At 63.7% G+C, this 24,119-nt stretch carries 19 protein-coding genes; 10 read left to right on the forward strand and 9 right to left on the reverse strand.

Features of this window, described 5'->3' with window-relative positions:
• Nucleotides 1–48: 48 nt before the first annotated feature.
• From LQ788_RS17815 to LQ788_RS17825, 3 genes are all read left to right on the forward strand, one after another.
• Nucleotides 49–1,995, forward strand: a complete 1,947-nt coding sequence (locus tag LQ788_RS17815) for a sensor histidine kinase (RefSeq protein ID WP_231443311.1) — start codon at nucleotides 49–51, stop codon at nucleotides 1,993–1,995.
• A gap of 445 nt (nucleotides 1,996–2,440) precedes the next feature.
• Complete coding sequence (locus LQ788_RS17820; RefSeq protein ID WP_231443313.1) at nucleotides 2,441–3,826, forward strand: sensor histidine kinase; 1,386 nt, start codon at nucleotides 2,441–2,443, stop codon at nucleotides 3,824–3,826.
• A complete protein-coding gene (locus LQ788_RS17825; protein ID WP_231443315.1) occupies nucleotides 3,823–4,509 on the forward strand; it encodes a response regulator transcription factor in 687 nt (228 codons plus the stop codon). Before LQ788_RS17820 ends, LQ788_RS17825 begins: the two co-directional genes overlap by 4 nt.
• A gap of 15 nt (nucleotides 4,510–4,524) precedes the next feature.
• Here LQ788_RS17825 and LQ788_RS17830 read toward each other — a convergent pair whose 3' ends face one another.
• Nucleotides 4,525–5,286: an SDR family NAD(P)-dependent oxidoreductase gene (locus LQ788_RS17830; protein WP_231443317.1), complete on the reverse strand. Its 762-nt coding sequence runs from the start codon at nucleotides 5,284–5,286 to the stop codon at nucleotides 4,525–4,527.
• 120 nt (nucleotides 5,287–5,406) lie between these two features.
• Nucleotides 5,407–5,988 carry an NADPH-dependent FMN reductase gene (locus tag LQ788_RS17835; protein ID WP_231443319.1) on the reverse strand — a complete coding sequence of 194 codons (582 nt, stop codon included), beginning with the start codon at nucleotides 5,986–5,988 and terminating at the stop codon, nucleotides 5,407–5,409.
• A gap of 382 nt (nucleotides 5,989–6,370) precedes the next feature.
• Here LQ788_RS17835 and LQ788_RS17840 point away from each other — a divergent pair, with 382 nt between their 5' ends.
• Nucleotides 6,371–7,033, forward strand: coding sequence for a TetR/AcrR family transcriptional regulator (locus tag LQ788_RS17840; protein WP_231443321.1), 663 nt, complete (start codon nucleotides 6,371–6,373; stop codon nucleotides 7,031–7,033).
• Nucleotides 7,034–7,129: 96 nt separating this feature from the next.
• On the opposite strand, the gene LQ788_RS17845 is transcribed toward LQ788_RS17840, so the two are convergent.
• From LQ788_RS17845 to LQ788_RS17860, 4 genes are all read right to left on the reverse strand, one after another.
• Complete coding sequence (locus tag LQ788_RS17845; protein WP_231443323.1) at nucleotides 7,130–8,980, reverse strand: dipeptide ABC transporter ATP-binding protein; 1,851 nt, start codon at nucleotides 8,978–8,980, stop codon at nucleotides 7,130–7,132.
• A complete protein-coding gene (locus LQ788_RS17850) occupies nucleotides 8,980–10,080 on the reverse strand; it encodes an ABC transporter permease (RefSeq protein WP_231443326.1) in 1,101 nt (366 codons plus the stop codon). Before LQ788_RS17850 ends, LQ788_RS17845 begins: the two co-directional genes overlap by 1 nt.
• Entirely contained in the window at nucleotides 10,080–11,171 is a 1,092-nt protein-coding gene (locus LQ788_RS17855; protein ID WP_231443328.1) for an ABC transporter permease, read from the reverse strand. Before LQ788_RS17855 ends, LQ788_RS17850 begins: the two co-directional genes overlap by 1 nt.
• A gap of 309 nt (nucleotides 11,172–11,480) precedes the next feature.
• On the reverse strand, nucleotides 11,481–13,112 hold the full coding sequence (locus LQ788_RS17860; protein WP_231443329.1) for an ABC transporter substrate-binding protein: 1,632 nt from the start codon (nucleotides 13,110–13,112) through the stop codon (nucleotides 11,481–11,483).
• Between the two features lie 349 nt (nucleotides 13,113–13,461).
• Between LQ788_RS17860 and LQ788_RS17865 the strand changes: the two genes are divergently transcribed.
• Nucleotides 13,462–15,000, forward strand: a complete 1,539-nt coding sequence (locus LQ788_RS17865) for an alanine/glycine:cation symporter family protein (RefSeq protein ID WP_231443332.1) — start codon at nucleotides 13,462–13,464, stop codon at nucleotides 14,998–15,000.
• A 122-nt stretch (nucleotides 15,001–15,122) separates the two neighbouring features.
• Here the strand turns inward: LQ788_RS17865 and fbaA are convergent, their stop codons facing one another.
• Nucleotides 15,123–16,145 (reverse strand): class II fructose-bisphosphate aldolase, encoded by a 1,023-nt coding sequence (gene fbaA, locus LQ788_RS17870; RefSeq protein WP_231443334.1) that lies wholly within the window; start codon nucleotides 16,143–16,145, stop codon nucleotides 15,123–15,125.
• A 227-nt stretch (nucleotides 16,146–16,372) separates the two neighbouring features.
• Here fbaA and LQ788_RS17875 point away from each other — a divergent pair, with 227 nt between their 5' ends.
• Nucleotides 16,373–17,692, forward strand: coding sequence for an MFS transporter (locus LQ788_RS17875; RefSeq protein WP_231443336.1), 1,320 nt, complete (start codon nucleotides 16,373–16,375; stop codon nucleotides 17,690–17,692).
• 149 nt (nucleotides 17,693–17,841) lie between these two features.
• On the opposite strand, the gene LQ788_RS17880 is transcribed toward LQ788_RS17875, so the two are convergent.
• Nucleotides 17,842–18,330, reverse strand: coding sequence for an SRPBCC family protein (locus LQ788_RS17880; protein ID WP_231443338.1), 489 nt, complete (start codon nucleotides 18,328–18,330; stop codon nucleotides 17,842–17,844).
• Nucleotides 18,331–18,360: 30 nt separating this feature from the next.
• Entirely contained in the window at nucleotides 18,361–18,702 is a 342-nt protein-coding gene (locus LQ788_RS17885) for an ArsR/SmtB family transcription factor (RefSeq protein ID WP_231443340.1), read from the reverse strand.
• A gap of 89 nt (nucleotides 18,703–18,791) precedes the next feature.
• Here LQ788_RS17885 and LQ788_RS17890 point away from each other — a divergent pair, with 89 nt between their 5' ends.
• The 4 genes from LQ788_RS17890 to LQ788_RS17905 all read left to right on the forward strand — a co-directional run bounded on the left by LQ788_RS17890 (nucleotide 18,792) and on the right by LQ788_RS17905 (nucleotide 24,056).
• The gene (locus tag LQ788_RS17890) at nucleotides 18,792–19,562 is read left to right on the forward strand and encodes a TetR family transcriptional regulator (RefSeq protein WP_231443342.1); all 771 of its coding nucleotides are present in this window, start codon (nucleotides 18,792–18,794) and stop codon (nucleotides 19,560–19,562) included.
• Nucleotides 19,559–20,584 carry an ABC transporter ATP-binding protein gene (locus LQ788_RS17895; RefSeq protein ID WP_275902025.1) on the forward strand — a complete coding sequence of 342 codons (1,026 nt, stop codon included), beginning with the start codon at nucleotides 19,559–19,561 and terminating at the stop codon, nucleotides 20,582–20,584. Before LQ788_RS17890 ends, LQ788_RS17895 begins: the two co-directional genes overlap by 4 nt.
• Nucleotides 20,581–22,287 (forward strand): ABC transporter permease, encoded by a 1,707-nt coding sequence (locus LQ788_RS17900; protein WP_231443344.1) that lies wholly within the window; start codon nucleotides 20,581–20,583, stop codon nucleotides 22,285–22,287. The genes LQ788_RS17895 and LQ788_RS17900 overlap by 4 nt, the downstream gene beginning before the upstream one ends.
• A gap of 116 nt (nucleotides 22,288–22,403) precedes the next feature.
• Nucleotides 22,404–24,056, forward strand: a complete 1,653-nt coding sequence (locus LQ788_RS17905; RefSeq protein ID WP_231443346.1) for an FAD/NAD(P)-binding protein — start codon at nucleotides 22,404–22,406, stop codon at nucleotides 24,054–24,056.
• Nucleotides 24,057–24,119: the final 63 nt, after the last annotated feature.

Here is a 24,119-nt window from a genome sequence, read left to right on the forward strand (position 1 = left end):
TCCTCATACACCGATGCGTCTTCGTGGCCGAGCACGTACCCTGAGAACGTGCCCCGTCCCCCAGATTCGCCGCCGCAGACCCGGTCTTGGTGGTCACGCATGTGGCACAACCTGGGCCGCGACACCATCCTCGTCCTCCCCGGATTCTTCATCTCCCTCATCGGGTTCGTCGTTCTCATCACGATGTTCTCCGTCTCGATCGCCACCCTCATCATCTGGATCGGTGCCCTGCTCCTGCTGTTGACGCTCTACGTCGCGACCGGGTTCGCGAACCTGTCCCGGGCCCGTGCCCGGCAGTGGGGAGCTCCCATCGCCGAGGTGGTCCATCGTCCCCGTGGACGCGGAATCAGCGGGTGGTTCGGGGTCATGGCCGAGGGACGACGCTGGCTCGATCTGCTCTTCGAGATGGTCTTCGCCCTGCCCATCCGCCTCTTCGCCTTCTCCGTGGTGATCCCCTGGTTCTTCGGCGCTTTGGGTGGGATGACCTACTTCTTCTGGGGACGTTTTCTGCCTGACGGCAACACTGAACTCATCGAGCTCATCGTCGCTGCCTCGAACGACACCTCGCTGGTGGATTTGGAGTTCGGCACCATTGCGACCGTCCAGTTCATCTCCGGACTCATCCTCCTCGTCACTTTCCCCTTCGTCCTGCACGCTATGGCTCGGGTGGAGATCGCGGCGGTGACGGCAGGGCTGGCGCCCGAGCACGATGGGGCCACCTCGGCGGGAAAAGCACGGGCCGGTGATCCGATGGGCTCCGATCCGGTGGAGGCTGCCACGGCGCCCCTGTCAGCATCGGGAGCCCTCGGCTCATCGGCAGCCAGTTCGTTCCTGACGCGGTCCGCCGGCGAGGGCTGGTTCTGGCTGCTCAGCATCTTCGTGGGCGTGGTGCTCGTGGCCGTCGGATGGCCGGTGACTGCGGTGCTGTATGAGTCCTCGACCGTCCTTGCGATGTTCGTCGCCCTCGGACAGAGCGGTGCCCTGGTGCTCGCCGTGCGCAGTCCGGTCGCCGCGATCATCCTCGGGCTGGTCTCGGCGGCGGGGGGCATTGTTCTCACTGCCGATTCCTCCGGTCTCGTATGGCCGTGGACGGCGACGTCACTCCTCGCGCTGCTCTTTCTCCATCTCATCATCGGGATGCGGCACAGCTGGCTCCACCTCGTCATCCTGTGGTCGCTGTCCGCGGTGCTCGGGGCGCTGAGCCTGACCATGCCCCATGCGGGAGGGCTGTCGGGGGCGCTGGCGAATGTCATCACGACGATCTCGCTGGCTGCGGGACTCTCGATCGTTGCAATGATCGGCAATCTGTGGATTCGCGGCCGCACCCAGCTGGCCAACGAACGCCAGCTCAGCGCCGAACAGCTGGCCAAGCGTCAGGAGCTCGAGGAGCGTAACCGGATCGCACAAGAACTCCACGACGTCGTCGCCCACAGCATGTCCGTCATCAGCGTCCAAGCCACCACGGCCCGCTACCGGCTGCCCGAGCTCGATTCGCGCAGCGTCGAGGAGTTCGATTCCATCGCCGGCTCCGCTCGGCAGGCTCTGACCGAGATGCGCGGCCTGCTGGCAATTCTGCGCGGTGGCCGCGATGCCGATCTGGCACCGCAGCCGACTATCGACGACATCCCCGAGCTGATCGAGGCCACTCGCGGTTCGGGCGCCGAGGTGGAGCTCGAGTTCCCGACGGGACCGATCTCGGTCAACCCGACGACCGGGTTGACCGCGTTTCGTCTCGTTCAGGAGGCTCTGTCGAATGCCCTTCGCCATGCTCCCGGTGCTCCGATTCGAGTAACAGTTCACTTGGATGAGTCGCTGCTGTCGATCGGAGTCGTCAACGCTGTACCGGACTCGAGCCGGTCCACCGGAGGCCACCTCGGCGGCGGATTCGGACTCAAGGGCATGCGCGAACGAGTCGAGGCACTCGACGGCACGCTGCAGGTGGGGCCGACTGCCGATGGTGGGTTCGAGGTGGTCGCGACCGTGCCCGCGGGTTGAGTCACGCGAGCGTCCCCGCGGGGACGCTGCCTGACGTCGAGGATGACGATTCCGGTGAAGACGATCGGCGCGGCGATCGAGATGAGGGCCTCGATCGTCGGTCCGCTCGTCGCATTCAGATCAGCTCCGGAGAGGAGGCCGAGTCCCAGTGCGAAGATGTAGTTGACGATGTAGACGGCCATGCCGGCTTCCAGACCAGCCCCCAGAAGAATAAGCCGCCGAACTGGACGATGAGACCGAGCCCGCAGAACAGGCCGGCGAGAGCCATGACGAGCAACGGGCTGTACCACCCGTGTCGCGGGTGAGATCTGAACTGGCGAACGTATTGCGTTGACATGTCTCCGGCCTTTCCCACCACCTCGGCGGAGGAGCTCGACCATCGATTCGAATGATCTCATCCTTTCGGACGACAGCGGCGGGCGAACGCGAACGGTAGCCTCAAAGGGTGAGACTTCACCCCGACCGGCGCACCCTGACCTATGCCCTCCTCTGGACGGGCGTCTCGGCGGCCATCGGTGTGCTCGCACTCTTCATCATCATCGGAACAGAATGGCCGGAGTTCGAGGAGGCTGGTGCCCGCACCGGAGCACTCAGCGCCGAACTGTTCATCCACATCGGCTTCGGCATCATCTCCTTGGCCTGCCTGCCGATCGTCCTCGCCTTCGACGGGCGAACGACCCCCCGCAAGACTCTGCGCCCCAAAGTGATCGCGGCCGAGAAGCTGCGCGATTTCCTCACCACGAGTGGTCGCGGCGGCGAGGAGTTCCTCACCGCCGACGACTCCGTCGAATCCCTGCAGCGCCGCCCAGGCGGGTGGGTTCCGGTCGCCGTCGGGCTCCTCGGCATCGTCACCGGCACGATCGGCGTTCTCGGTGCGGTCGCCGGCCTGGTCATCCTCATCTCCCTCACCGCACGACGCAGCTGGTCGCTGGATTTCACCTGCCTGGCGGCAGCCATCATCGCCCAGGGCCTGACATATACGCTCACACCGACGGCGGTCGGAGCGTTCGAACTTCCGCTGTTCCTCGTCAACGGCACCCTCTACGCGATGCTCGTCGTCATCGGCGTCATCCGCGGAGCCCGCGAACAGGGCCTCATCGACACCGCAGCCCAGACGCTGCTGCGTGAACGATCCCGTCAGGATCGTGCCGTCGCCGAGGTGCGCCGCGGCATCGCACGCGACATGCACGACTCGCTCTCGCACCACCTCAGCGTCATCGCCATGTACTCCGGTGCGCTCTCGGTGCGCCGAGATCTCGACCCCGAGGCGGTCCACGAAAGCGCCCGACTCATCGCCAGCAGCGCCCGCCGATCCGGGATCGAGCTGCGAGAAGTGCTGACGATGCTGCGTGGGGATGACCAGGGCACCGTGATCGATCCTGATCTGGACCGACTCGTCGCCGACCGACCGGAGTCGGTGACCTTGGTCTATGAGGAGCCGCTGACGTCTAAGTCGCTTCACGTCTTAGGCAGCCTCGAGCGGATGACGATCTACCGCTTCGTCCAAGAGACGATGACGAATGCCTTCAAACACGCTCCCGGTGAGATGCTGACCATCACCATCGGCGGCGACTCCAGCAGCGAAGACGGAGACAGACCCCATCGATACCTCACGATGACCGCGCGCAATCCCTATCCGGACAGCCTCCTCGGCGCCACCGTGGCCGCACAGACCAATCGCAAGCAGTACATCGCCGGCTCCGGGTTGGGAATTCTCGGCCTCAAGGAGAGAGTGGAGGCGATGGGCGGTGACCTCGCCGTCAGCCATTATCCCGATTTCGAGCTGCGAGCTCGCATCCCCGTCCAAGACACGGAGGAGATCAGCGCATGAGCATCAGAACCATCATCGCCGACGACGAGTCACTCATGCGTTCGGGCCTGCGCCTCCTCCTCGGCGCGGCCGATGACATCGAGATCATCGCCGAGGCGGCTCACGGTGCCGAGGCGATCGACCTGGCCCGGAAGCTGAGTCCCGATCTCATTCTCATGGACATCCGCATGCCCGTCATGGACGGGCTGGAGGCGACCCGGGCCCTCATGGCCCAGGCCTCTCACCCGGAGGTTCTCATCCTCACCGCCTTCGGCACCGATGATTTCGTCCTCCAGGCGCTGCGTGCCGGTGCTGCCGGCTACATCCTCAAAGACACCCCACCCGATGAGCTCATCCACGCGGTCAGGGCCGCCGCAAACGGCACCCGTGCCGTGTCACCGGGAGTCATGGAGTCCCTGCTGGGACGGAGCACCACCTCGGCGACGGGGGCAGGCAGTGATTCGACGACGGGCGCAGGCTCCTCCGGTGCGGGAGTTCCGAATGGGCCCGACCCGCTGGAGCCCCTGACCTCGCGAGAGCGGGAGATCGCCGAGGCAGTCGCTCAGGGGATGACGAATGCGCAGGTGGCGCGGTCGCTGTTCGTCTCAACGGCCACGGTCAAGACGCACCTGGCGCGCATCTTCTTCAAGCTCGGTGTCAGCACCCGTGTGCAGTTGGCGCTGCTCGTCAACGAACGGCGCTGAGCGGCCGAGCTCAGATCATTTCGGAGCCATGCGGATGGCGCCGTCGAGGCGAATGGTCTCACCGTTGAGCATCGGGTTGGCCACGATCGATTCGACGAGCTGCGCGTACTCGGCGGGCTTGCCCAGTCGCGAAGGGTGGGGAATCGACTTCGCCAGGGATTCCTGAGCCTCTTCAGGCAGACCGGCCATCATCGGGGTCTCGAAGATGCCGGGGGCGATCGTGACGACGCGGATCTGTGAGGAGGCGAGTTCGCGGGCCATCGGCAGAGTCACGGAGGCGATGGCACCCTTTGATGCGGAGTAGGCGATCTGGCCGATCTGTCCGTCGAAGGCTGCGACCGAGGCGGTGTTGACGATGACGCCGCGTTCTTCGCCCGCAGCTTCCTGCTGCTGCATGGCCGCTGCTGCCAGGCGGCACACGTTGACCGTGCCCACGACGTTGATGCTCAGCACCTTCGAAAACGCGTCCAGGGGCAGTGGGCCCCTGCGCGAGACGAGTTTGCCGGGAGTCGCGACTCCGGCGCAGTTGACGACGACTCTCAGCTGTCCGAGACCGGTCGCGGTGTCCACGGCCGCCTGGACCTGCTCTTCGTTTGTGACGTCGGCGGAGACGAAATGGGCGCTCTCGCCCAGTTCCGCAGCCACCTGCTGACCCACCTCGGCGTTGAGGTCGACCATGACGACCTGGGCACCGGCAGCCAGGAGGCGTTCCGTGGTGGCACGGCCGAGCCCGGAGGCCCCGCCGGTGACGAGTGCGACTGTGTTGTTGAGATCCATGAGTGTCCTTCGCAGCGCTGAGTGAACGTTTGAGTTGGTTCGACTTTAACGCAGGGCTGTGGGCACGACGAAGCCCGCCGACCTTTCGGTGCGACGGGCTTTCGACGTGTCAGCTGTTGATCAGGCGGCCTGCTCCTCGGATGCGGCATCCTCACGCACGGACTTCAGGGCCTCGCCCCAGCTCACGAGGTCATCGGCCATCGACGCGAACGGAGTCGCCGAAACCTCGGTCGGGGTGAAGACGCCGTCGGCGAAGTCGGTGAAGAGGCTGAAGGAGGCCTGGTCGCGGACGACGGCCAGCTTGTAGTTGGCGAGGATGTGGCGCAGGTGCTCGGCGGCACGCACACCCTTGTCGGCGCCGTAGTTCACGATGCCGGCGACCTTGTGGTTGAATTCGGTGGCGACGAAGTCCAGGGCGTTCTTCAGTGAACCGGAGATCGAGTGGTTGTACTCGGGGGTGACGAAGATGAAGGCGTCGAACTCGTTGAGTTTGGCGCCCCAGGCCTTGGTGTGATCGTTCTGGTACATGTTCGCGCCGGCCGGAATGACCTCGTCGAGCAGCGGCAGGTTGAACTCACCGAAGTCGACGACCTCGGCGCGCACATCCTCACGACCGGCCAGCTGCTCCTTGGCCCAGGCGACGACCTGTGGGTTGAGCGCCTGTGGGCGTGAAGTTCCGGGAATGATGGCGATGTTGAGCATGTCCGTCCTCTGTTCGATGGCAAGATGCGCTGTCAGATAATTGGTGTTCTTGGGCGTTCGGCACACAGCAGTCCTCTGCGGTATACCCACGCTTGCACAACATGGTTGAAAACTTGATAATTCCAGATTCTGGAGTGATCGCCATCACATCAATCCTGACGCCGCCGTCAGATTGGTCCACGCGTCGCTGTCATGCTCAACTGCGACTAGACCTCATCAGACACCGCGCTGCTGTCGCGAGAGCCGGACCCAAATCACTACACGGTGGGGCACAGATCCCCGAATTCTGGGCGGAAGCGGCCATTCTCAGCCCAACGTCATGTATTCTCGGTTGGCAAGTGAAAGATTGTTCGATATCCGACCGCCAAGGAGCCCAAGCACCGTGAGATCAACCAACGGCCGCAATAACATCCTCCGCTCGGCTCGGGACACCTTCGCAGCCAAGGGCTTCGACGGCGCCTCCATCCGCGATATCGCGCAGGCCGCCGGCCTGAGCCTGTCCGCACTCTACTACTACTTCCCCTCCAAGCAGGAAGCGCTATACGAGCTCGTGCACACCGCATACACCTGGTACAGCGAGCACAGCCGGGCTGCCATCGCCGAGGTGGGCGGTGATCCCACCGAGCAGCTGACCGTGGCCGTACGCTACCTCGCCCGCTACCGCATGGAGAACGTCTCCGTGTCCACAGTGCTGCTGCGCGACACCGAACGACTCACCGGCGACAACGCCGCCCGCGTCAAAGAACTCCAGCGCGAGGCACGAGTCATCATGGGCGACATCGTCCAATCAGGCATCGATGAGGGATCGTTCCACGTCGACAGCGCACCGCTGGTCACACGTGCGATCCACTCGATCTGCAACTCACTTTCGCTCTGGTACCGCCCCACCGGCGACCTGACGCCGGACGTCATCGAACGCGATTTCACCCAGTACTCGCTGCGCATCCTGGGCCTCGATCCCAGCAGTGAGGAGCTCGACCGCCTCATGGCGCTGCCGATCAGCCAGGCAGGCATGCTCGACTTCATCTCCGACGACAAGAGCTGACCAGGTCACTAATCTCGCCCGAAGGGACTAATCACGCGCGGCGCCGCGCGTATTTAGTCCCTTCGGGTATTTTTTGCGGCTGGTTCTGACCTCCGCTCAGCCGACGGTGGTGCGCAGGCTGCGGGCCAGTTCACGGCGCTTGGCCTGCTCGTCCGGGTCGGGCACAGGCAGTGAGGCGATGAGTCGCTTCGTGTAGTCGTTGCTCGGCGATCCCAGCACCTTCTCGCCCGTGCCCTCTTCCAGCAGTTCGCCGTGGAACAGCACCCCGATGCGATCGGAGAGCATGTCGACGACGGCCAGGTCGTGGCTGATGAATAGGGCCGCGAAGTCGAACCTGTTCTGCAGCTCAACGAACAGCTCGAGGACCTTGGCCTGCACCGACACGTCCAGTGCCGAGGTCGGCTCATCAGCGATGAGCAGCTCCGGGTCGAGGGCCAGTCCGCGTGCCAGGGAGGCTCTCTGACGTTGACCGCCCGAGAGTTCGTGCGGGTACCTGGCAGCGTAGGCGCTGGGCAGCTGCACCGAGTCGAGGAGTTCGAGGACTCTCGTCTCACGGTCTTTAGCCGTCATGTCTCGTTTGTGGATGGCGAACGGCTCCGCCACACACTCACCGATCGTCAGGTGCGGGTTGAATGAGGCCGCCGGGTCCTGGAACACGAACCCGATCCGGCGCCTGATCGGAGAGAAGGTCTTCTCCTTGAATCCGACCATCTCGTGGCCGAGCACCGTGAGGCTGCCCCCGCTGGCCCTGGTCAGGCCGGCGATGGCACGCCCGATCGTGGTCTTGCCCGAGCCGGATTCGCCGACCAGTCCGTAGACCTCGCCGGCCTTGATGTCAAAGCTGACCGAGGACACCGCCTGGAAGTCCGATCGCCCGAACCCTCCCGGGTAGACGATGTCGAGGTTGCGCGCCACGACGATGGAATCGCGCTCGTCCCGTGGCGTGCCGGAGCCAGGGCTCTCCCCCGCCGAGGTGGCCGTGGCCTTCCCGTCGCCACCCGCCGTCACGTCGGCCGGTGCCGTAGCGTCGCCACCTGCCGTCGCACTCGAACCACCAGTTCGCTCTGCGGCGGCAGCGGCCTTACGGCTGCCGGCAACCGTCGATCCCAGACGAGGGACGGCGCCGAGGAGGTCACGCGTGTACTGCTCCTTCGGATCGCTGAAGAGCTGCTTGACCGACGACACCTCAACGAGGTCTCCGCGATACATCACAGCCACCCTGTCGGCGAGGTCGGCAACAACACCCATGTTGTGGGTGATGAGCACGATCGCGGTCCCTGTCTCATCGCGCAGGTCACGGAGCAGATCGAGGATCTCGGCCTGAACTGTGACGTCGAGAGCCGTCGTCGGCTCGTCGGCGACGATGAGTTCGGCGCCGAGGGCGAGCGCCATGGCGATGACGATGCGCTGCTTCTGCCCGCCGGAGAACTGGTGCGGGTAGTAGTCGAAGCGGTTCTGCGCATCGGGGATCCCGACCTGTTCCATCGCGGCGATGACCTTGGCCTTGAGCTCGGCCTTGCTCGCACGCCTGTGGTGGGCCCGCAAGCCCTCGGCGATCTGCCACCCCACGGTGTAGACGGGGTTGAGCGCCGTCGACGGCTCCTGGAAGACCATCGACACATCGGTTCCTCGCAGTTTGCGCAGCTGTTCCCCGGAGACGCTGAGCACGTCCTTGCCGGAGACGATGACCGCGCCCGACCGCTGTGCGGTTTCGGGCAGGAGGCCGAGGATGCTGCGTGCCGTCACGGTCTTACCGGAGCCCGATTCGCCCACGATGGCCAGCACCTCCCCGGGGGTGACCGACAGGGTCACGTTCTTCACCGCGTGGACGTCGCCGCCGTCGGTGGAGAAGGTGACGTCGAGACCCTCGATATCGAGGATGCTATTCGCCCGACCGGCTGCGTTGCTTGAGCCGCCAGTGCTGTTGTCTCTCACGTTCTCATTCATCACTTGGCCTCCGCAGTCTCATTGATGCTCGACGATGCGCCAGCCTGCGAGGCCTTCGCAGTCTTCGATGTCTTGGCGCCCTTGGCTTTGCGCCGCACCCGCAGACGCGGGTCGTTGAGGTCATTCATCGACTCGCCGACGAGGGTGATACCCAGGACCGTCAGCACGATCGCCAGGCCCGGATACACCGAGGTCCACCACACACCGCTGGTGACGTCCGGCAGCGCCTTGTTGAGGTCATAACCCCATTCCGACGCCGAGGTGGGTTCGATTCCGAAGCCCAGGAACCCCAGTCCTGCCAGAGTCAGAATCGCCTCGGAGGAGTTGAGGGTGAAGATCAGCGGCAGTGTCCGTGTGGCATTGCGGAAGATGTGCTTCGAGATGATCCGGGTCTTCGAGGCGCCGAGCACGATCGCCGATTCGACGAAGGGCTCTGCCTTCAGGCGCAGGGTCTCTGCGCGAACGACCCGGAAGTACTGCGGAATGAAGACCACGGTGATCGAGAACGCGGCCGCGGCGATGCCGCCCCAGGCACTCGATTGACCGCCGGAGATTGCGATCGACATGACCAGGGCCAGCAGCAGGGTCGGGAAGGCATAGACCGCGTCGGCGATGACGACGAGGACGCGGTCGAGCCAGCCGCCGAGGTAGCCCGAGACGAGTCCCAGGATGACACCGGCGAAGAGTGACATGATCACGGCCACGATGATGACGGCCACCGCGGTCTGGGCTCCCCAGACCACGCGGGAGAAGACGTCGTAGCCGCCGACTGTCGTTCCCCAGATGTGGGTCCCGCCTGGAGGCAGCTTCGATCCGAAGTTGCCCTCGGAGGTGCCCAGCTGGTTGAACCCGTAGGGGGCGATCAGCGGTGCGAAGATCGCGCAGATGAGGACGATGCCGCACAGGATGAGACCCGTGATGAGCATTCCTCGCTGCAGACCCACCGATTGGCGCAGATGGGAGACGATCGGCAGGCGGGAGAACAAGGATTTCTTGGCTTTGTCATCAAACGCGAGGGCGGGGACACCGGAACCGGGGGCCGCCTCGGCGAAGTTCTCGTTATTCTCTGGGGACTGTGATGTGTTGTCTGGAGTGGACATCAGTACCTCACTCGGGGGTCGATGAAGGCGGCGATGACGTCGACGAGGAAGTTGGTCAGTGCCACGATGATGGCGAGGAAGACCACGATTCCCTGGACGGCCACGAAGTCACGGGCGGTGAGGTATTCGGCGAGCTTGAAGCCGAGCCCCTTCCATTCGAATGTCGTCTCCGTGAGCACGGCGCCGGCGAGCATGAGCGCGATCTGCATGCCCATGACCGTGATGATCGGGATCAGCGCGGGACGGTAGGCGTGCTTGGTGACCAGGCGGTATTCGGAGATGCCGCGGGACCGGCCGGAGTCGATGTACTGCTGGCCCAGGGTGCCGATGAGGTTCGTGCGCACGAGGCGGAGGAAGACTCCGGCCGTGAGCACGCCGAGGGCGATCGCGGGCAGGACCGCGTGGGCGAGCACATCGCCGAGGACCTCGAAGTTGCCGATGCGGATCGCATCGATGATGTAGAACCGGGTGGGCCCGACCACGCCGGACATGATGTATTCGGTCTCGGTGGTGCCGCGACCTGCCACGGGCAGGATGGGCAGGAAGACGCCGAAGACCAGCTTGAGGATCATGCCCGCGAAGAACACGGGAGTCGCGTAGCCGAGGATCGCGAGGATGCGCAGCGCGGCGTCGGGGGCCTTGTCCCGGTGGTAGGCGGCGAGCATACCCAGTGGGATGCCGAGGATGAACGCGACGATGAGGGCGTAGAAGACGAGTTCGACGGTCGCGGTTCCGTAGTTGAGCAGGATGCTCGAGACGGGCTGGCCGTCGGAGACCGTGGTGCCGAAGTCGCCCTTGAGCAGATTGCCCATGTACTCGAAGTACTGGACGATGAGCGGCCGGTCGTAGCCGGCGGCATGGATGCGCTCGGCCAGCTGGCTCTTGGTCAGGCGTCCACCCAGAGATGCGGTGATCGGATCACCGGTGATGCGCATGAGGAAGAAGACCAGAGTGGTGAGGATGAAGATGGTGGGAATGATGAGGAGGAATCGGATGACGACATAGCGTCCCAATCCGCCCCCGGAGGGCTTCTTCACCGCGACCGAAGTCTCGGCGGCTTCCGCCCCTGGTTCACTGATGGCTGCAGACATGTGTTCCTTCATTGCTGGCGTCGACGCTCAGAAAGCTCGAGTGTCGACGTGGTTCTCGTTCGGTGCCACAGAGTGTGGGCACGCTGAATGCGTTTGCAGGCACGCTGATTGCGTTTGCGGGCACGCTGGATGCGTTCGCGGACACGCCAAGTTGCGGTTGCAAGCATGCTGGGATGTCATGCGAACGCACCACGAGGTGCAGGCGGGCCGGGCGGCTCACCTGCACCTCGAATGACGATCAGGTCGTTGATCGTCGCGGCGTAGCCATGCGCACTCTCACGTCGTCGGCGACGTGCGTGGTTCGCGCTCTCACTTGCTCAGCAGCGCCAACCGGAACTGGAACGCGGGGTCAAGGGTGTCATCGACGCCCTTGACGTCCTTGCCCGAGACCGCGATCTGGTTGCCCTGAAGCAGCGGCAGGGTCGGCAGCTCCTCAGCAAGCTGACCCTGAATCTTCTTCAGCGCGTCTGCGCGCTTGCCCTTGTCGTCGATGGAGGACTGAGCGTTCAGTTCCTTGTTCATCGTCTTATCCCGGTAGTGGTTGGCCAGGAAGCTCGGTGTCTCGTCCGTGTCATAGAAGAACGGCACCAGGTAGTTGTCCGCATCCGAGTAGTCCGGGAACCAGCCGAGCTGATACATGGGGTAGACGTCGTCGGTGCGGTCCTTGCTGTACTGCACCCATTCGGTCGACTGCAGGTTGACCTTGAACAGCCCCGTCTTGTCCAGCTGATCCTTGACCAGGGCGTATTCGTCGCCCGAGGAGGGACCGTAGTGGTCGGGGTTGTACTGCAGGTTGAGCTCGACAGGTGTCTTGACACCGGCATCCTTGAGGGCCTTCTTGGCCTTGTCGACATCCGCACCGCCCTGACCGTCACCGTACTCAGACTTCAAGGGCTCGTCGGCACCCGGCAGTCCGTCGGGAACATGCGAATACAGAGGGGTGAAGGTGTCCTTGTAGACCTGGGAGGCGATGGCCTGACGATCGACAGAGTCCGCCATCGCCTGGCGCACGGCCAGGGACTTCTTCTCATCCGCATTGTCGGTCTTGGCACCGAAGGGCATCGTGTCCATGTTGAAGACGATGTAGCGGATCTCGCCGCCGGGGCCCTTGTGCACCTTGAGGTCGTCGTTCTTGCCGAGGTCTTCGACGTCGGTGGCCGACAGCGAACGCCAGGCGACGTCGATCGTGTTCTCCTGGACGTCGAGCTTCATGTTGTTGGCGTCCGAGTAGTACTTCATCTGCACGGTCTCGGTCTTCGCCGGTTCGATGAAGCCCTTGTAGTCGGGGTAGGCCTTGTAGGTGATGAGCTCGTTGAACTTGAATCCGTCGATCGTGTACGGACCGGCGAAGGCCTTGCCGTCGACGATGGCCTGGTTCTCAGTGATCTTGTCCGCCTCAAAGACGTCCTCGTCAACGATCGGCCCTGCGGCACTGGCCAGCACACCTGGGAAGGTCTGGTCGTTCTTGCGCTTGAGGTTGAAGATGACCGTGGAGTCATCCGGAGTCTCAACCGACTTCAGGCCGCCGAGGAGGGACGACGGTCCGTTCGGATCCTGGATCTTCAGCTGTCGATCGAAGGAGAACTTCACGTCCGAGGAGGTGAGTTCGTTTCCGTTCGCATACTTCAACCCGTCCTTGAGCTTGACCTCGTACTTCGTCGGTTCGCTGAAGTCCGCCGATTCCGCGATGGAGGGATTGAGCTCCGCGGTTCCCGGCTTATAGGCCAGGATGAACGGGTAGACCTGCTGCTCGACGAGCGAGCTTCCGTTGTCATAGGCACCGGCCGGGTCGAGAGCGACAACCTTGTCTGTGGTTCCCACTGTGAGGGAGCCACCTCCCTCTTCACCGTCTTTGCCGGTGGTCGAGGTCGAGCATGCCGAGAGTAGCAAAGCGCCGGCAGCGGCGATGGCCACTGCCTTTGCACCAGTTCGACGTTTCATTGTGTTCCTTGTCATCCAAAGTGCTCTCCGTGTCGTCTTTGCTCGGAGAGATCCGCACCACATCTTACGGCCGCCGTCCCAAATAGTGAACTGAATAGTATGAGTCCGCCCACTCTGTCATCACTTTGAAACCTGGCGATGACCGAGCAGAAAACCGCGCCCGGGCCGATTTTCCGGGCCGTGACCACCGGATTTGCGTCGCGGGTCACAATCCGTTTGACTTATGAGGTCAATCACAGAGAAGACTCACGCTTTCGTCGCTGATTGCCCATGAAAATGCTCGATCCGGCGAACTGCCGGATCCCGCCGAATGTTCGTTTCCACTTTTTGCCTCCCTGATAGGAGAAGCATGTCCGCAGTCCTCGAATGGCTCAACGGAATCATCTGGTCCTCTGCCCTCGTCTACCTGTGCCTCGGTGCCGGTGTCTACTTCACCATCCGCTCTCGCGCAGTCCAGATCCGACAGATCAAAGCGATCTTCATCCAGATGTTCCGCGGCAAGAGCTCCGATGAAGGCGTCTCCTCGTTCCAGGCTCTGGCGATGTCGCTGGCCGGCCGAGTCGGAGTCGGCAACATCGCCGGCGTCGCCACCGCCATCGGCTTCGGCGGACCAGGTGCCGTCGTGTGGATGTGGATCTCCGCGCTCCTCGGCGCCTCGACCTCCTATGTCGAATCAACTCTCGGCCAAGTGTTCAAGGAGCAGGACCCCAAGACCGGCGAATACCGCGGTGGGCCGGCCTATTACATTGAGAAGGCCTACCGCCACACCAAGGCCAAGGGCCTGTTCAAGGTCTACGGCATGGTCTTCGCTGCGGTCACCGTCATGGCGATGAGCTTCATGCTCCCGGGCATCCAGTCCAATGCCATCTCCGGCGCCGTTGAGAATGCCTGGGGAACTCCGACCTGGATCACTGCGATCATCCTCGCCGTCATCATGGGCTTCATCGTCATCGGCGGCGTCAAGCGCATCGCGCACTTCGCTTCGCTGGCTGTGCCCTTCATGGCCGTCATCTACATCATTGCCGCGATCGCAGTGACCCTGATCAACGCCGACCAGATCATCCCGGTCTTCCAGCTCGTCTTCACCTCGGCCTTCGGCATCGACGCCGGACCAGAGGCCGCCTTCGGCGGAATCATCGGCATGGCCGTCCAGTGGGGTGTCCAGCGCGGAATCTACTCGAACGAAGCAGGTCAGGGCACCGGGCCTCACGCCGCTGCCGCCGCCGAGGTCTCGCACCCGTCCAAGCAGGGTCTCGTCCAGGCCGGGTCGGTCTACATCGACACCCTGTTCGTGTGCTCGGCAACTGCGTTCATGATCCTTTCCACAGGCATGTACAAGGTGTTCGGCGAAGACGGCACAACCATCATCGGCACGGGTCGTGGTCAGATGGTCGAAGAGATCGCCGCGACTCCGGGCGAGAAGTGGCCGCAGGCCGGTCTCGACACGATGATCTCCGGCTTCGGTGCCGGCTTCATCGCGATCTCGATCTTCCTCTTCGCCCTGACGACCATCGTCGCCTACTACTACATGGCCGAGACCAACCTGGTCTACCTGCTGGGTCGGATCAAGAACCCCCTGGTGCTGGCCATCGGCAAGCGCGTTCTGCAGGTGCTCATCCTCATCGCCGTCGCCGTCGGTGCGATGTCGACCTCCGGCAGCGCCTGGGCACTCGGCGACATCGGCGTGGGGCTCATGGCATGGCTCAACGTCATCGCGATCCTCATCCTGCAGGGTCCGGCATTCAAGCTCCTCCGGGACTTCGAACGTCAGACGAAGCAGGGGCTGGACCCGGTCTTCGATCCCAAGGCGCTCAACATCAGGAACGCCGATTTCTGGGATAAGCGCATCGCCAAGATCGCCGCAGGAGAGACAGTCGCGGAGGGCTGAGCGCCGCCGCAAGGCACAGCTGAATAGACACAATTGAATAGACGAGAGGTCCGGGACAATGGCGTCCCGGACCTCTCGTCGTACCGCGCGTCTGTTGCGGCGCTTACTTCAGGCTGGTGCCTTCACTTCAGGCTGGTGCCTGCGGAGCCGAGGTTCTGGCAGGCCTCGACGATGCGATCGGCCATGCCGGCCTCCGCTGCCTTGCCGTAGGCGCGCGGATCGTAGATCTTCTTGTTTCCGACTTCGCCGTCGATCTTGAGTACGCCGTCGTAGTTGCGGAACATGTGCTCGACGACGGGACGGGTGAAGGCGTACTGGGTGTCCGTGTCGATATTCATCTTCACAACTCCGTGACGGACCGCCTCGGCGATCTCTTCTGCGCTCGAACCCGAGCCGCCGTGGAAGACGAGGTCGAAGGGCTTGTCCTTGCCGACCTGCGCGCCGACATCGGTCTGGATCTCACCGAGCAGCTCAGGACGCAGCTTCACATTGCCCGGCTTGTAGACGCCGTGGACGTTTCCGAAGGTCAGGGCTGTGAGGTAGCGGCCCTTCTCCCCCGAGCCCAGGGCCTTGACCGTAGCCAGGCCGTCGGCGACCGTGGTGTAGAGCTTGTCGTTGATCTCGTTCTCAACGCCGTCCTCTTCACCGCCGACGACGCCGACCTCGATCTCGAGGATCGAGTGCGCCGCCGCCGAGAGCTCAAGCAGCTCCTCGGCGAGGACGAGGTTCTCACCGAGAGGAACAGCCGAACCGTCCCACATGTGCGACTGGAAGTACGGTTCGCCGCCGTTCTTCACCCGCTCGGTCGACAGCGCCAGCAGCGGCTTGACCCACTCCTCGACCTCCTTCTTCGGGGCGTGGTCGGTGTGCAGGGCGATGTTGACGTCGTAGCTCTTGGCCACTTCGGCGGCGAAGACGGAGAACGCGATGGCACCGCGCACGCGGTCCTTGATCGTCGGACCGGACATGTACTCGGCACCGCCGGTCGAGATCTGAACGATTCCATCGGATCCGGCCTCAGCAAAGCCGCGGATGGCCGCGTTGATCGTCTGGGAGGAGGTGCAGTTGATCGCGGGGTACGCGAAGCCCTCGGACTTCGCCCGGTTGATCATCTCGGCATACACGTCGGGGCTTGCAATGGGCATATGGGCTCCTTGGTCGGTGGATTCGGTGCGCTTTCGGTTGCTCCCAGACTACTCGGTCTCCGCCAGGCGACAGAAGCAGTCCCCGCCGTGCACACCAAATTCTCACTGGCCGGATTCCTTCCGTCCTCACCTGTCAGATCCGTCCCCAGTCCACTGCTGAGATCACGTGCTCGCCGAGGTGGCCTTCAGTTCACCTCGGACACCTGCAGATTCAGTACAGTGGCGTCATGGAGACGAATCCGAGGCCGGCAGCTGGGTCACGTTCGAAAATACTCAGCTGGGCCCTCTGGGACTGGGGATCGGCGTCCTTCAACGCCGTCATCATCACCTTCGTCTTCGCCCCTTACTTGACGAAGAGCGTGGCAGCCACGGAGGAGGCGGGCTCGTCGGCACTCGGCTGGTCGACGGCCGCGGCCGGGCTGATCATCGCTCTCGTGGCGCCGGCTGCAGGCACCCGGGCCGACGCCGGCGGACGACACAAACTATGGCTCGGCGTCCACACCGGGATCGTCATCCTCACGATGTTCGGCCTCTTCTTCGTCCGCGACTCCCCCGAGTATCTGTGGCTGGGTCTGCTCCTCATCGCCATGGGCAGTGTGTTCTTCGAGTTCGCCGAGGTGTCCTACAACGGCATCATGGTCCGCATCACCCAACCTGACAATGTCGGGAAGGTCTCCGGCTTCGGTTGGGGCATGGGCTACGCCGGCGGCCTCGTCCTCCTCGTCGTCCTGCTCGTGCTCGTCATCCAGCCCGAGGTCGGACTCTTCGGCGCCGGTGATGAGGAGGGACTGAGGTTCCGCGTCGTCGCCGCCCTGTCCGCGGTCTGGTTCGCGATCTTCGCTCTGCCGGTGCTGTTCACCGCACCGAGCGCCAAGGCCTCCGGCCCCGCGAAGGGGCATCCAGTCAAGGCGTTCATTGCTGATTATGCCGCGCTCGTTCGCCGCCTCGTGCGGATGTGGAAGGAAGAGCATCAGACGTTGCGCTTCTTCATCGCCTCGGCTGTCTTCCGTGACGGCCTGGCCGCGATCTTCGCCTTCGCCGGCGTCCTCGCGGCAGGCAGCTACGGCTTCTCCGCCTCGGAGATCATCATCTTGGGTGTGGCCGCCAATGTCGCTGCCGGCGCAGGTGCGATGATCGCCGGAGTCTTCGATGACCGGCTCGGACCCAAGCCCGTCATCATCGCCGGGCTCATCATCATCCTCATCGGCGGCCTGCCGATCCTCTTCAGTGACACACCCACCGTATTCTGGGTCTGTGCTCTTGTCCTCAGCTTCTGCGTCGGCCCGGTGCAGGCCTCGAGCCGATCATTCCTGGCTAGGATCACGCCGCCTGAGCGAGCCGGAGAGAACTTCGGCCTCTACGCCACGACTGGCCGGGCCGTGAGCTTCCTGGGTCCGGCCATGTTCGCGGTCTCGATCTCGATCTTCGGCTTCCAGCGGGCCGGCACCCTGGGCATCCTCATCGTGCTGTTCATCGGCCTGCTCCTCATCATCCCGGTCGGGCCAGATGCCCCAAGGAAGGCGATGCAGTCTCAAGCCGAGGGCTGAGCCGACGAGCAGCCGAGGTATGGGACTCCCCCTCCCGAAAGTGGCCAACGGTTGGTAAGTTCTCCTCGATCCACGAACGAACTTCGAAGAGAACTTACCAACCGTTGACGCATCGAGTGCGGTGCCAGACGCAGCCAACGGGTTTGGCTTCAGCCTTTGGCCAGCAGCTCGTCGATCTGGTTGATCGCGCCGGTCGACCCTTCGACGACACCCATCTCGAGCACGGTCTTCAGCCCGTCAAGGGACTCGAAGGTCGATTCGTAGGTGACACGGGTGCCGGCGGCCACCTCGGCGAAGGTATAGGTGTTCGTACTGCCCGGCATCGACTCGACTGCGTTGAAGTCCTCATCGGCGAAATAGTCGCGGAAGACGAGCCGTGAGGGCTCCTCGACCGAGGAGATCTCCCAGAGACCGCAGAACTTCTCGCCCTCCGGGCTGGTCATGAAGTACGTGACCCTGCCACCGGGCGTCAGGCTGTGATCGACGACCGTGGCCGGGTACGTGGGCGGACCCCAGATCTTCTCGAGCTGGCGCGGATCGGCGTAGATCTCCCAGACCCGTTGCGGCGGTGCCGCGAATTCGGCGACCAGCGTCAGAGTCAGGTTCTCTTCGTCGTGGGTGGTGTCAATGACTGGCATGACTGCTCCTCATTCGTTTCGCTGCTTGTCTCATTGCCCAGTGGCCTCCTCATCGGCCAACAGGTCATCGATGCGTGCGACTCGCGCACGCCATAGGTCCTCTAGCTCGCCCAGCAGCGATCGCACGGTGCGGATCGCCGCCATCTCGACATGCGCGATCTGCGCTCTGCCGACCCTCTGCTTCGACACGATCCCCGCTCGTTCGAGAACAGCAACGTGCTTCTGCACTCCCGCGAAGCTCATCTCATAGGATGTGGCGAGCTCGGACACCGAAAGCTCTTCGACCATGACCCGCCGCACGATGTCGCGACGCGTCCGATCGGCCAACGCCTGAAACATCGCATCCACCTGATCGTCGAGAAGTGCTTCCATACCTCAAATCATACAACCATATAGTTGTACGTTAAGAGTTTTCACTGCATTCATTGACACCACGATTGAACACGCGTTTAATATTAAACATGCGTTCAACCCATGATGAATCGAACTCGAAGCAGTCCGCCCCGAAGAGGCAGTCAGCTGCGCAGACTCGGGGAGCCACGGAGGCACCAGGAGCCGCGGAGCCGAAGCCCACACGCTCCCCGAATACTTCTCCGGAGACTGCCGACCGTATCCGCACTGCAGCGATCCGGGAGTTCTCCACGCATGGGTTCACGAAGTCGACGATCCGCAGCATCGCTTCGGCGGCAGAAGTCTCTCCGGGGCTCGTCATCCACCACTTCGGGTCGAAGGAGGGACTGCGCACCGCCTGCGACAACTACGTCTTCGACGCCATCGCCGAGGCCAAAGCCGCGAATGCCGAGTACGCCGCCCAGGCCATGCAGATGATCTTCGAAGACTCGAACATGGCCATGAACATCAACTACCTCATGAAGTCACTGCTCGATCCCAGCGAACACGGCCAACGCTATTTCGAGCACTACATCAGCCTCGTCGAGGACTACATCGCCCATGGCTTCGCCGGATACGTGTTCCGGCAGAGCGAGGATCCGCGGGGGCAGGCGGCGACGATTGCGACTCTGGCGCTGGCCCCGACGATACTCGAGCACCGGTTGCAGGAATCGCTGGGCACGAACGACACCGCAGGGACGATGACTCGCCTCGCGCCCCACCTCCTTGACCTCTACCTCAACGGCGTCCTCGAAGCCATCCCCGAGGGCGCAGACACCAACACAGCTCCCGCCGGTACAGCCCAAGACCCCACCGATCCCTCTGGAGGCGATCAACCATGACCACGATGACGAACACCCCACCGTCCACCTCGGCGAATGCCGGCGCCGACTCCACTGCGATCTCGATGCAGAATGTGGTCAAGAGCTACGGCCGGGTCCGTGCACTCGACGGACTGTCTCTCGACGTTGCCCGCGGCGAGGTCCACGGCTTCCTCGGTCCCAACGGTGCGGGGAAGTCCACGACGATTCGGATCCTGCTCGGAATCCTCAAACACGATGCGGGACGCATCAGACTCCTCGGCGAGGATCCCTGGGCGAAGGCGGTGTCATTGCACCGCAGACTCGCCTACGTTCCCGGCGACGTCGAACTGTGGCCCAGCCTGACCGGCGGGGAGGCCATCGACCTGTTCGCACGACTGCGGGGCGGGGTCGATACACGCAAACGCGATGAACTCATCGAACGCTTCGATCTCGACCCGCGCAAGAAGGGACGGACCTACTCCAAGGGCAACCGGCAGAAGGTCGCCCTGATCTCCGCGCTGGCCTCCCATGTCGACCTTCTGCTGCTCGATGAGCCGACAGCCGGCCTCGACCCGCTCATGGAGGCCGTCTTCCAGCAGTGCATCAGGGAAGCGAAGGAGGAGGGACGCACGGTTCTCCTCTCAAGCCACATCCTCGCGCAGGTGGAGGCGTTGGCCGATCGTGTGTCGATCATCAGATCCGGAACGATCGTCGAATCGGGAGCCCTTGCGGATCTGCGCCACCTCTCCCGCACGACGATCACCGCCGGGCTCGAACACGATGTTCCTGCCCTGTCCGAGATGTCCGGCGTCCATGACCTGACCCGCGAGGGAACGCAGCTGCACTTCAGCGCCGACACCGCGCAGCTTCCCGCCATCATGCGCGCCCTCGGCGAACACGATATCCGGTCACTGACCGCCACTCCCCCGACGCTCGAACAGCTGCTGCTGCGTCATTACAGTGACCCGACCGGAAGCAGTTCAGCCGAAGGCAGCTCGGCCGAAGGCAGCTCGACAGACGACGCCTCCGGCAAGGGAATCCTCACGAGGGAGGAATCATGAATCTGCTGATCCGGGCCGAGAGCACCGCCGAACGCAACGACGAACAGCTCAGCACCACTCGTCATGGGCGTCATACTGAGGACCGATCCGGATCCGAGGTGACAGGGCTGTGGACTCTCCTGCGTCTCATGGTCAGACGGGACAGGTGGCGAGCGCCCATCTGGATTCTCAGTCTCACGGCCCTCACCGCCTACTTCGCGAATGCGATCGCGGTGGTCATGGACGAGGACACGCTCGCCTCAATGGTGGTGTTCGCGAAGAACCCCGTGATGGGGCTGATCACCGGCCCGGGCTACGGATTGGACGAGATCACCATCGCCCGCTTCGTTGTGGGTATGTACGGAGTCTTCCTCATGATCGGCGCCGCACTCATGTCGATCCAGACGATGACCAGGCACACCCGCGCCGAGGAGCAGACCGGTCGGGCGGAACTGATCCGGGCGAATGTCACCGGGCGCCACACACAGCTTCTCGCCGCGCTGATTCTCACCCTGGTGATGAACCTCGTGGCCGGGTTCCTCATGTCTCTGGCGTTCTACTTCTCCGAGGCGAATCCGGAGCCTCTCTCCTCCGCCCTCCTCTTCGGTGCCAGCATCGCCGCAGCTGGGTGCGTGTTCGCTGCGATCTCCGCGGTCACCGTGCAGCTGACGTCGTTCTCCCGCGCGGCCTCTGGCATTGCCGGTGCGGTGCTGGCCGCGTCGTTCGTCATCCGTGGCCTCGGCGACATGTCTGCCGTGGCCGGCGGTGACTTGGACTGGCTGTCCTGGTTCTCACCTCTGGGATGGTCACAGCAGACGGCTCCCTACACCCTCGACAGGTGGGCTCCGCTGCTGCTGTCAGCGGCGGCCGTCCTCGCCCTTATCGGGTCGAGTCTGTTCCTCCAATCCCGCCGCGACCTGTCCGCCGGAATCTTCGCCGACCGCCTCGGCCGGTCCACTGCTTCCTCGTTCCTCTCGACCAGCACCGGGCTCGCCTTGCGCCTGCAGCGTTCGAGTCTGACCTGGTGGTCGATCGGGATCTTCGCGATGGCGCTCATCTTCGGGTCCTTCACCGGAGCCATGGAAGACGGTGCGGCGGGAATGCCGAAGGAGATCCTCGATCTCATGGGCGGATCACGCGGAATCGTTGACGGCTACATCGGCTACATGGCCCTCTACTTCGCCATGATCGTCTCCGCCTACGCGATCATCGCCGTCTTCGGTCTCCGGGCCGAAGAGACAGGCTTTCGCACGGAACCCGTACTCGCCGCCGCTGTGGGGCGTGGTCGCTGGGTGCTGTCGTGGACGCTGGTGACGCTCCTCGGCTCGCTCTGGCTTATGGCCTTGGCTGGTGTGGGCGAGGGGCTGGGCGCGGCCGCATCGACTGGCGACTGGTCGCTGCTGGGTCCAGCGATCCTCGGTCACGTCGCGCAGACCGCCTCGGTGTGGGTCCTGCTCGGGCTGGCACTGGCACTCTACGGACTCGCGCCGAAGCTGCAGGGACTGGTCTGGATTCTCTTCGTCTACAGCGCTGGGATGGCCCTGTTCGGGCAGATGATGCGCCTCGACGAGGCAGTCCTCGACACCTCCGTGTTCGTCCACATCGGGCAGTACCCGGCCCAGGATCTGTCCGCCGAGGCGGTTCTGACCCTGACCGCGGCAACCGCGGTTCTCGTGGTGCTGGGTGTGTTCGGGTTCCGGCGCAGGAACCTCATCACAGCGTGAAGGCTGGGCCCGCGGGCCCGGAGTGGGCCGAAACGAGATGAATTCGTCACCTCCAGATGACCTCTGTCGGAACTATCCTGGGAACACCGTGCGCCGCTTCGACGAAAGCATTCCCAATGATGAGAAACCCTTCAACACCTGACGTGGACATCGCTGTCCTCGGCTCCGGCGCCTCGGGAACACATGGGCTGCTGCGCACCATCTCTGAGCTGCGCGACCGGAGGTCATCCTTCGATGACCCAATCCGCATCACAGTGATCGATCGCGATGAGCAGTTTCATTCTGGAATTCCCTATGGTCACCGATCCGGTCGCTCTTCGCTGCTGATCTCGGCGCTGGAGAGTTTCCTGCCCGATCGTGAGCGCAGCGATTTCATCGACTGGTTGGAGGCCAGACGGCCGGACATGCTCGACTGGGCGAAAGACGGTCGCACCCCCGATTCGCCTCTGGCCACGCTGATGGATCGGGACTGGATCCTCCGCCATGAAGATGCCGTGCGTGCCGGAGAGTGGGACGACCTCTATCTTCCGCGCAGGCTCTACGGCCAGTATCTGTCGGAACTCGTCGAACGCACCTTCGAGGAAGCCCGCGGCCATGTCGAGGTCGACTTCGTCCACGCCGATGTCAATGAGGTGACCAGCGAGGCCAGCGGCGGGGTCCATCTGCGCGAACGCGACAGCGACGGTGGGATTCGATTCGAGCTCCACGCACATTCCTTGCTGCTGGCCGTCGGCTCTCCCCCGGTGCGCAATCTCGCCGTCTCCGCGGCAAAGCACCCGAGCACCGACGATCTTCTCGATATGGGGCTGGTCGCCGATATCCACGCTCCTGAGATCGAGCACGTGATCGAGCGGATCAGAGGTCGGCTTGAGGCGCTGCCGGTGGAGAAACGGACAATTCTGCTCATCGGCGGCAATGCCGATGCCCTCGAGTTCCTGCTCGCCTCACACAGGCTCAGGCAGGAAACCGGCGCTCGGCTCTTCATCCTGTCTTCGCGGGGTCGGCCTCATTACTGGCACCATGATCGGCCGGGTGAGCGGGCTTCAACCCCGATCCTCGACCGCCTGTTCGCGACCGCCGAGGCGGGAACCCCGCTGCGTGCCCGCGATCTGCATGAGGCCGTCCGTGCAGAACTCAGCGCCGCGATGACCCAGAAGAACGTCAACTCGACGATCGCTGCCCTCATCGCTGCAGTCGGCTCATCCCTGCGGTATATGGACGATTTCGAGCTCTACTCCATGGCCACCGACCATGGAGTCGCCATCTCCGATCTGCTGCGCCGAGCCGGCGGCGATTCCCTCGATTTCCTCACCGCGGGCATCAATGACGGATCCATCACCTGCATCCCCGGTCGCTTTCGCGAAGCGCAAGTGCGCGAGGACATGCTGTTCGCGGTTGTGGATCAGCTCCCAGGAGCGGCACCCGACCCGGGCGGCGATGCGGACCATGGCTACGCTGTGATCGTCAATGGAACCGGCTTCGAACGGGTGACGGACACCCGTTCCCCTCTCCTGCGGCAGATGCTCGGATCGGGAACCGTCCGCGCCTCAGCATCGAGGACGGGGCTTTCCCTCGACGCGAAGTTCCAGGCCGCACCGGGCGTCTTCGTCCTCGGACCGCTGATCGCCGGGCACCATCACGGGAAGGCGGCCTACTGGCATATCGAGAGCGTCGCCAGGATCATCCAGCTCGCGGGTCCGGTGGCCGACAGCCTCGTCACCGAAACCCTCGTCAAACGCTCGATGAGTGCATACCTGCCCGCATCCTGAGTCCTACGGCAATGCCCGTCGTCGCCAACCTGCTGTCGACGACAGCTGGATGCCGATGACAGT

This window comes from Brevibacterium zhoupengii (assembly GCF_021117425.1).
In the GTDB taxonomy this organism is placed as follows: Bacteria; Actinomycetota; Actinomycetes; order Actinomycetales; family Brevibacteriaceae; genus Brevibacterium; species Brevibacterium zhoupengii.

Excerpts from the sequence above, each read along its gene's own strand:
- LQ788_RS17825 (WP_231443315.1), top strand. The coding sequence starts at position 3,823 with ATGAGCATCAGAACCATCATCGCCGACGACGAGTCACTCATGCGTTCG.
- LQ788_RS17830 (WP_231443317.1), bottom strand. The coding sequence starts at position 5,286 with ATGGATCTCAACAACACAGTCGCACTCGTCACCGGCGGGGCCTCCGGG.
- LQ788_RS17835 (WP_231443319.1), bottom strand. The coding sequence starts at position 5,988 with ATGCTCAACATCGCCATCATTCCCGGAACTTCACGCCCACAGGCGCTC.
- LQ788_RS17845 (WP_231443323.1), bottom strand. The coding sequence starts at position 8,980 with ATGAATGAGAACGTGAGAGACAACAGCACTGGCGGCTCAAGCAACGCA.
- LQ788_RS17850 (WP_231443326.1), bottom strand. The coding sequence starts at position 10,080 with ATGTCCACTCCAGACAACACATCACAGTCCCCAGAGAATAACGAGAAC.
- LQ788_RS17855 (WP_231443328.1), bottom strand. The coding sequence starts at position 11,171 with ATGTCTGCAGCCATCAGTGAACCAGGGGCGGAAGCCGCCGAGACTTCG.
- LQ788_RS17860 (WP_231443329.1), bottom strand. The coding sequence starts at position 13,112 with ATGAAACGTCGAACTGGTGCAAAGGCAGTGGCCATCGCCGCTGCCGGC.
- LQ788_RS17865 (WP_231443332.1), top strand. The coding sequence starts at position 13,462 with ATGTCCGCAGTCCTCGAATGGCTCAACGGAATCATCTGGTCCTCTGCC.
- fbaA (WP_231443334.1), bottom strand. The coding sequence starts at position 16,145 with ATGCCCATTGCAAGCCCCGACGTGTATGCCGAGATGATCAACCGGGCG.
- LQ788_RS17875 (WP_231443336.1), top strand. The coding sequence starts at position 16,373 with ATGGAGACGAATCCGAGGCCGGCAGCTGGGTCACGTTCGAAAATACTC.
- LQ788_RS17880 (WP_231443338.1), bottom strand. The coding sequence starts at position 18,330 with ATGCCAGTCATTGACACCACCCACGACGAAGAGAACCTGACTCTGACG.
- LQ788_RS17885 (WP_231443340.1), bottom strand. The coding sequence starts at position 18,702 with ATGGAAGCACTTCTCGACGATCAGGTGGATGCGATGTTTCAGGCGTTG.
- LQ788_RS17890 (WP_231443342.1), top strand. The coding sequence starts at position 18,792 with ATGCGTTCAACCCATGATGAATCGAACTCGAAGCAGTCCGCCCCGAAG.
- LQ788_RS17895 (WP_275902025.1), top strand. The coding sequence starts at position 19,559 with ATGACCACGATGACGAACACCCCACCGTCCACCTCGGCGAATGCCGGC.
- LQ788_RS17900 (WP_231443344.1), top strand. The coding sequence starts at position 20,581 with ATGAATCTGCTGATCCGGGCCGAGAGCACCGCCGAACGCAACGACGAA.
- LQ788_RS17905 (WP_231443346.1), top strand. The coding sequence starts at position 22,404 with ATGATGAGAAACCCTTCAACACCTGACGTGGACATCGCTGTCCTCGGC.